Origin of the sequence: Streptomyces sp. ICN903 (assembly GCF_022015835.1) — a bacterium.
GTDB classification, from domain to species: Bacteria; Actinomycetota; Actinomycetes; order Streptomycetales; family Streptomycetaceae; genus Streptomyces; species Streptomyces fenghuangensis.
Genome location: NZ_JAKMAY010000023.1, coordinates 28,287 through 34,441, shown reverse-complemented (window position 1 = coordinate 34,441; position 6,155 = coordinate 28,287). Strand labels below are relative to the sequence as shown.

The 6,155-nt window shown below is 75.9% G+C and carries 9 protein-coding genes; 3 read left to right on the top strand and 6 right to left on the bottom strand.

The window, feature by feature from the left end; all coding sequences use genetic code 11:
* Positions 1 to 276: 276 nt before the first annotated feature.
* Positions 277 to 489: a hypothetical protein gene (locus tag L7D48_RS04485; protein WP_237877568.1), complete on the bottom strand. Its 213-nt coding sequence runs from the start codon at positions 487 to 489 to the stop codon at positions 277 to 279.
* Between the two features lie 247 nt (positions 490 to 736).
* Between L7D48_RS04485 and L7D48_RS04480 the strand changes: the two genes are divergently transcribed.
* Positions 737 to 1,132, top strand: a complete 396-nt coding sequence (locus tag L7D48_RS04480; protein ID WP_237877567.1) for a VOC family protein — start codon at positions 737 to 739, stop codon at positions 1,130 to 1,132.
* Positions 1,133 to 1,179: 47 nt separating this feature from the next.
* Here the strand turns inward: L7D48_RS04480 and L7D48_RS04475 are convergent, their stop codons facing one another.
* Positions 1,180 to 1,710: a 2'-5' RNA ligase family protein gene (locus tag L7D48_RS04475; RefSeq protein WP_237877566.1), complete on the bottom strand. Its 531-nt coding sequence runs from the start codon at positions 1,708 to 1,710 to the stop codon at positions 1,180 to 1,182.
* Between the two features lie 92 nt (positions 1,711 to 1,802).
* Between L7D48_RS04475 and L7D48_RS04470 the strand changes: the two genes are divergently transcribed.
* The gene (locus L7D48_RS04470) at positions 1,803 to 2,567 is read left to right on the top strand and encodes a YqjF family protein (protein ID WP_237877565.1); all 765 of its coding nucleotides are present in this window, start codon (positions 1,803 to 1,805) and stop codon (positions 2,565 to 2,567) included.
* A 52-nt stretch (positions 2,568 to 2,619) separates the two neighbouring features.
* Here the strand turns inward: L7D48_RS04470 and L7D48_RS04465 are convergent, their stop codons facing one another.
* The 3 genes from L7D48_RS04465 to L7D48_RS04455 form a co-directional block, all read right to left on the bottom strand.
* Positions 2,620 to 3,045 carry a CBS domain-containing protein gene (locus L7D48_RS04465; protein ID WP_237877564.1) on the bottom strand — a complete coding sequence of 142 codons (426 nt, stop codon included), beginning with the start codon at positions 3,043 to 3,045 and terminating at the stop codon, positions 2,620 to 2,622.
* 197 nt (positions 3,046 to 3,242) lie between these two features.
* Entirely contained in the window at positions 3,243 to 4,133 is an 891-nt protein-coding gene (locus tag L7D48_RS04460) for a universal stress protein (protein WP_237877563.1), read from the bottom strand.
* Between the two features lie 108 nt (positions 4,134 to 4,241).
* Entirely contained in the window at positions 4,242 to 4,466 is a 225-nt protein-coding gene (locus L7D48_RS04455; RefSeq protein WP_237877562.1) for a hypothetical protein, read from the bottom strand.
* Positions 4,467 to 4,692: 226 nt separating this feature from the next.
* Between L7D48_RS04455 and L7D48_RS04450 the strand changes: the two genes are divergently transcribed.
* On the top strand, positions 4,693 to 5,202 hold the full coding sequence (locus tag L7D48_RS04450; protein ID WP_237877561.1) for a TspO/MBR family protein: 510 nt from the start codon (positions 4,693 to 4,695) through the stop codon (positions 5,200 to 5,202).
* Positions 5,203 to 5,250: 48 nt separating this feature from the next.
* Here L7D48_RS04450 and L7D48_RS04445 read toward each other — a convergent pair whose 3' ends face one another.
* Complete coding sequence (locus L7D48_RS04445) at positions 5,251 to 6,120, bottom strand: family 3 encapsulin nanocompartment shell protein (RefSeq protein ID WP_237877560.1); 870 nt, start codon at positions 6,118 to 6,120, stop codon at positions 5,251 to 5,253.
* Positions 6,121 to 6,155 lie beyond the last annotated feature (35 nt).

Here is a 6,155-nt window from a genome sequence, read left to right as displayed (position 1 = left end):
ACCCGTGGCGGGCGACGGCACGGAAAACGGCGTGGGGCAGGGGGGCGCGGTGCCCGCACCGGGGCGCGGGCGTTCGCCGCCGGACCCGTGCGGTTCGTACGGGCGCGGCGGACCCGGCGAGCTCCTCCCGCGACCGCCCGGCAGCGCGGCCCGCCCGGGCGCCCCGCCGGGCGGCGGTGGCGCGAGACCCCGCGCCGGCGTACTCACGGCCGCGCGGCAGCCGGTATGAGCCGGGCCGGTTCCCGCCGGCCCGCGCCCAGGCCCCCGGAACGGAACCTACCGCGAGCGGGAGTGGGTTCCCGGATTGATGATCTCGTCCAGCACCTCGCGGACCACCGAGAAGACGACACGGTCGACGCCGGCCGCCGTGGGATCGGCGCCCTCGCCGGTGCCGGGCAGGCTCCCGGCTTCGGCTTCCCGTTCGGCCGCCCAGTCGCGTGCGACCCGGATGCGACGGAGGAGTTCGTCTGCGTCCACGACATCAGTCATGGACGGAACCTACCCACGGACCCGGTGCGACAGCCTCGCCGGGTGTGTCCGTTCTGTGCCGATCCGCTCCACGCCGCTCCGAAGCCCCCGCGCACCTGCCGTGCGCACCTGGTGCGCAAGGATCCGTAATCGCGAACAGGCTTGGGATCAGAAGGAGTTGAGGGGCTCGGCCGCTGTTCCGTCGTTTCGGGGGTATACGGGCCCCGACGGACGGCGGACGGCCGACGACGACCCGTGGGGGTGACCCGTGCCCGTGCAGAAGACGAGCGTGCTGGTGCTGGACTGCGCCGAACCCGAGGCGCTGGCGGAGTTCTACGCGAACCTCCTGGGCGCCGAGGCGCGCCGGGGCGTGGACCCGGACTTCATCGAGGTGACCGGTGGGGAGGGGATCCGCCTGGCCATCCGGCGCGACCACGGCTTCACGCCGCCGAGCTGGCCCCGCCCGGACGACTCGCTCCAGGCGCACCTGCACATCCTGGTCCCGCAGGACGGCATGGACGAGGCCGAACGCGAGGCGGTCGGCCACGGGGCGCGTCCGGTCGACACCAAGGACAACGGCGGACCGCGCGACGTACGCCTGTACTCCGACCCGGCCGGGCACACCTTCGCACTGGTGGCCCGGGAGGGCCGTACGGCCGACTGACGGCCGACTGACGGTCGGCTGACGGACGGCGCGACCCGGACGCGCCCCTACGGCGCGAGGACCTCGGTGGTGCGGGTGGCCGAGTCGTAGCTGCGGGCACCGGTCAGACGGCCCCGCACCGGCTCCCGCGGACCGGCGGGCAGCAGCTCCGCGTCCGGCCGGTCCCAGGCCGGGCGGCGGCTGCGTCCGAGGGTGATGTGCGGAACCCACCGGCCGGGGGCGTGCAGCGGGTTCGTCCCGCCGGCCTCCGGTGAGGCGGTCAGCGCCCGCCAGACGGCCTCGTGCAGCCGCAGCAGCTCCGGATCCGGCCGCACCGCCCAGGCCAGGACGTGCGTGCGGCCCGCGAAACGCAGCAGCCCGTCCAGGCAGAGCCCCAGCGGCAGGGCGGCCAGTGCCTCGGCCACCTTCTCGCGCGCCGCGTCCGGGAGCGCGCCGGCGGCGGCCAGGGTGAGGTGGGGGCGGTTGGTCGGATGGGTGTGCGCCTCCTGGCTGGGCATCCCCGCCGCGGCCAGATGGCGCCACGCCCGGCGCACGGCCAGGTCGCCCGAGCCGTCCGGAAGCAACTCCACGGTGCGCACACGGCCAGCCTACGGCGCCTCCTGGCCCGCCGCAGTACTGTGCGGTGAACCGCACGGCCCGCACGGACGGCCGGGAGTGAGGGGAAGCGCCCATGAGCCAGCGGGGAGACCAGCCCGCCGAACCCGTCACGGCGGTCACCCCTCGCCCGGTCGGCCGGGCGCTGCTGACGCAGTCCTGGCGCGACGTGACCTTCCTGCACTGGCCGGTGGCACCGGCGGCGGTCGCCCCGCTGCTGCCCGACGGGGTCCGCCCCGACGTCCACGAGGGCACCGCCCACGTGGGGCTGGTGCCCTTCCGGATGCACGGTCTGGGCTTCGGCCGCGGGCCCGGACTGCCGTACCTGGGGAGCTTCCCGGAGACCAACGTGCGCGTGTACGGCGTGGACCGGCGGGGGCGGCGCGGGGTGGTGTTCCTGACCCTGGAGTGCGCGCGGCTGCTGCCGGTGCTCGGGGCGCGGGCCGTGCTGCGCCTGCCGTACCGATGGGCCTCCATGCGCCGCCGCGCCGGGCGCGAACGCGACCTGCTGTGGACCAGCGCCAGGATCGGGCCGCGCGGCCGGGGCCGTCCGGCCACCCGGATCCGGGTGCGGGTGGGGGAGCGGATCGCCGAGCCCACCGCCCTGGAACACTTCCTGACGGCCCGCTGGGGACTGCACACGGCCTGGTACGGCGGCAGGACGGTGTACCTGCCCAACGTCCACGGGACCTGGCCCCTGCACCGCGCCGAGCTCCTGGAGTGCGAGGAGGACCTCGTCGCCGCCTGCGGGCTGCCCGCCCCGGAGGGAGCCCCGATCAGCGTGCTGTACGCGCCGCGCGTGGACGTCCGCTTCGGCCCGCCCCCGGCGGGCGGTCGCTGACGCGCCCGCGACCCCTCGCGAGGCCGGATCCCCGACCCCGCGGGAGCGGCGGTCAGACCTGCTTGGCCACCACGGCCTCGACGAACCGGCCGACCTCGGTCTCGGGGAGGTTGCGGGCCAGGTCGGCCTCGCTGACCATGCCGACCAGCCGCTTCTGCTCGTCGATGATCGGAACCCGGCGGATCTGATGCTTCTCCATGGTGTCCAGCACCTTCTCGACGTCCGTGTCGGCGGTCACCGTGAACGTCCGCCCCTGGGCCAGCTCACCGGCGGTCATCCTGGCCGGATCGCTCCCGGTGGCCAGGCACTTCACCACGATGTCGCGGTCGGTGATGATCCCGTGCAGCCTGTCGTCGTCGCCGCATATCGGCAGCGCGCCCACGTCGAGGTCGCGCATGCGCCGCGCCGCGGCGTCCAGAGTCTCGTGCTCCCCGACGCACTCCGCGCCGGTGTGCATGATGTCCCGGGCAGTGGTCATGGCAGTCTCCTCGCATCGGAAACGCGGTGAATGCTGTGGATTCGGCGGGCCCGGCGGGTTCGGCCGATCCGGCGAACGCGGTGGACCCGGCTTCGGGGGGAGAGAGCCCCGGGCACCCGGTGTCCCCGGACATCCGGACCGGTACTCCATTCTGGTCCGCTCCACCGCGTCCCGCATCCGGACGGCGGGGCGCCGCGTCAGGCGGCGCGCCCGTCCGCGGCGGGGACGGTGAAGACCGGACAGCGCGCGTGGTGGAGCACGCCCTGGCTCACCGAGCCCAGCAGCATCCCGGTGAAGCCCCCGCGCCCCCGGGTGCCCACGACCAGGCCGAGAGCCTGCTCGGACGCCTCGGCCAGGACCTGCACCGGATGGCCCCGTGCGAACTCGTGCCGCAGGTCCACCTCCGGGTGCGCGGCGGTGCGGCCCGCGACCGACTCCGACAGCAGTCGGCGGGCCTCCTGCTCGGCCGCGTTCTCGTCCAGGGAGCCCAGCAGCGGCGGATGCCACGCGTACAGCGCCCGCAGCGCCGCGCCGCGCAGCGACGCCTCCTCGAAGGCGAAGTCGACGGCCGCGGCGGAGTCCGGACTGCCGTCGACGCCCACCACGAGGTACGGCGGCTGCCGGGTGACGTGCTCCGGCTCCCGCAGGACCACCACCGGGCACGTGGCGTGGGCGGTGAGCGGCAGCCCCACCGCGGTGGAGCCGAACAGCTCCTGCGCGGAGGACAGGTGCCAGGAACCCACCACGGCCATCGCCGCGTTCCGCGACTCCTCGCGCAGCACCCAGGCGGGATGCCCCTCCGCCAGCAGCCAGGAGACCTCCACGCGCGGCTGCCGCTCCTCGACGAGGGCGACCGCGTCCTGGAGCACCCGCTCGCCGGCCTCGTGCAGCGCCTCGTTCCACTGCTCCCAGGACGGCCGCAGCTCCGACGACCAGTAACCGCCGGTCGGCACGCCCTGGGCGTGCACCACACGCAGCGGCAGGCCCCGCCGGGCGGCCTCGTCCGCGGCCCAGGCGAGGGCCGCCCGCCGGGAGGGATCGGGGTCCACGCCCACCACGATCGGCCGACGCCCCTGTGAACTCGCCATAGCCGCCTCCGGGGTAGTCTCCCGCCCCCCTTCACCGCCCCAGTCTGTCAGCGCTCCGCCGGCCGCGCCCGTCGGGCGGGCGGGCCGCAAGCGGCCGAAGGACGCCGTCTACAGGCCCTGGGCGAGCAGGATCTCGTGCGCCAGCCTGGCCCCGCGGGCCGCCTCCTCGGGCAGCGCCGCGTCCTGGGAGGGTGGCTGCTCCAGGCCCCGGGCCAGTGCCCGGACGGCCTCGGCCAGTGCCTGCACCTGCGTCTCCAGCGCCTCCACCCGGGCCTCCTGCGAGCTCTGCGGGCCGTGGCCCGGGGGCTGCTCGTACGGGCTGTTCGCGGTCATGTCGGCACCTTTCGTCCGTCGGACCGGAGGATCGCCCGGCGGCCGGCCGCCGGGCCGGCGCGGATCCCGGGGGCGTCGGCCGCCTCCTTCGGGCCATCCTCTTCCAGTCTGCTCCGGCCCGCGCGCCGGCGGGGGGCTCCGGCCGGGCCGCTGAGCCGGTCCGGTGAAGCGGTCCCGAAGGGGTAGGCGGTGCCGGAGGGAGCGGACGACCCGTGAGGAGGACCGCATGCCGGAACACCGCGCATCCCGGAGGAGGACCGCGACGCGGGGGCGGGCGTCCTGGCCGTCCCTGGTGCTGTTCACCGCCCTCGCCTACGCCGCCGCGGCGGTGGGGGCCCTCGCCGCCGCGGACTCCGGCAGGGTCTACCAGTCCCTGGACCGCCCCGTCTGGGCGCCGCCGTCCTGGCTCTTCGGCCCGGTGTGGACGGTGCTCTACGCGCTCATCGCCCTCAGCGCCTGGCTGGTCTGGCGTGCCAAGGGGCCGCGGGCCCGCGCCGAGCTGGGGCTGTGGGGCGTCCAGCTGCTGCTCAACGCGGCGTGGACTCCGCTGTTCTTCGGCGCCCGGCGGTACGGGCTCGCCTTCGCCGACATCTGCCTGCTGCTCGCCGCGGCCGGTGCGACGGCGGTGGCGTTCCACCGAGTCCGCCCGGCGGCGGGGTACCTGCTGGCGCCCTACCTGCTGTGGACGGCGTTCGCCGCCGCGCTCAACCTGAGCATCTGGCTGGCGCAGACCTGAGGTCCCGGTGCGGGTGCCGGGCCGGCCCGGCACCCGCACCGGGACCGGTCAGCCCGGCACCACGTGGAAGAAGTGGGTGGGCAGCTGGACGGCGACGGACTCGTGGACCACCGCGCACACCGCCGTGCCCCCGGGCTCGTCGAAGGTCCCCGGCGGCGGCTCGGCGACCTTGATCAACGAGTGCTCGGCGTCCAGGAGCACGGCGGCCATGGCGAAGTCCCCGACCAGCGCGCAGCCGGGCGCGACCTGCCGGTGGCGGCAGACCATGACGCCCTCGCGGGCGAGGTCGGCCAGCAGGCTGCCGGAGCCGACCAGCTGCCCGTAGTAGTCGCGGGGATTGACCATCACCGCGTGCCCGGTCCCGCCGGTCTGCTCGATCTCGTCGAAGGCGGCGAGCAGGCCGGCGGCGTACGAGCCCCGGTAGGGCAGGGACGCCACGTCCGGGTGGCGCAGCACGTCATGGGTGAGCGCCCGGTTCTCCGCGGTGCCCAGCCGGACCATCAGCCGCCGGTCCACGAAGGCGGCAAGGGCCGCCGGATCCCCGGCGAGCCCGTCGGGGATCCGCACCCAGGCGGTGATCGGCGCGACGTGGTGGTCGGCCGGGGCGAACAGGAACGAGTCCTCGCGCAGCCGGCCCTCGCGGGGCGGCGCCTCCCCGGGCGGTCTGGTCTCGAACCAGGTGCGCACCGGGCCGGATCCGGCCCGCTGCTTGCGGAACAGGTGGCGGGCCGTCAGCCGGTGCCTCTCCTTCCCCGGCTGGAAGGCGTCGGTGACGGTGAAGCCGAAGTGGACCTCGGCCCTGTCCGGCGCCTCGGCGAAGGCCCGGGCGAACTCCTCGCCCGGCGAGGGCGCGGCGGCCGGTGCGGTCGCGGCCGGCGGTGGGCCGCCCTGCTCGGTGGCGGTCGCGGTGGCGTTCATGGTCCGGTCCCTTCCGGTGCTGGGCCCGCGGGTCT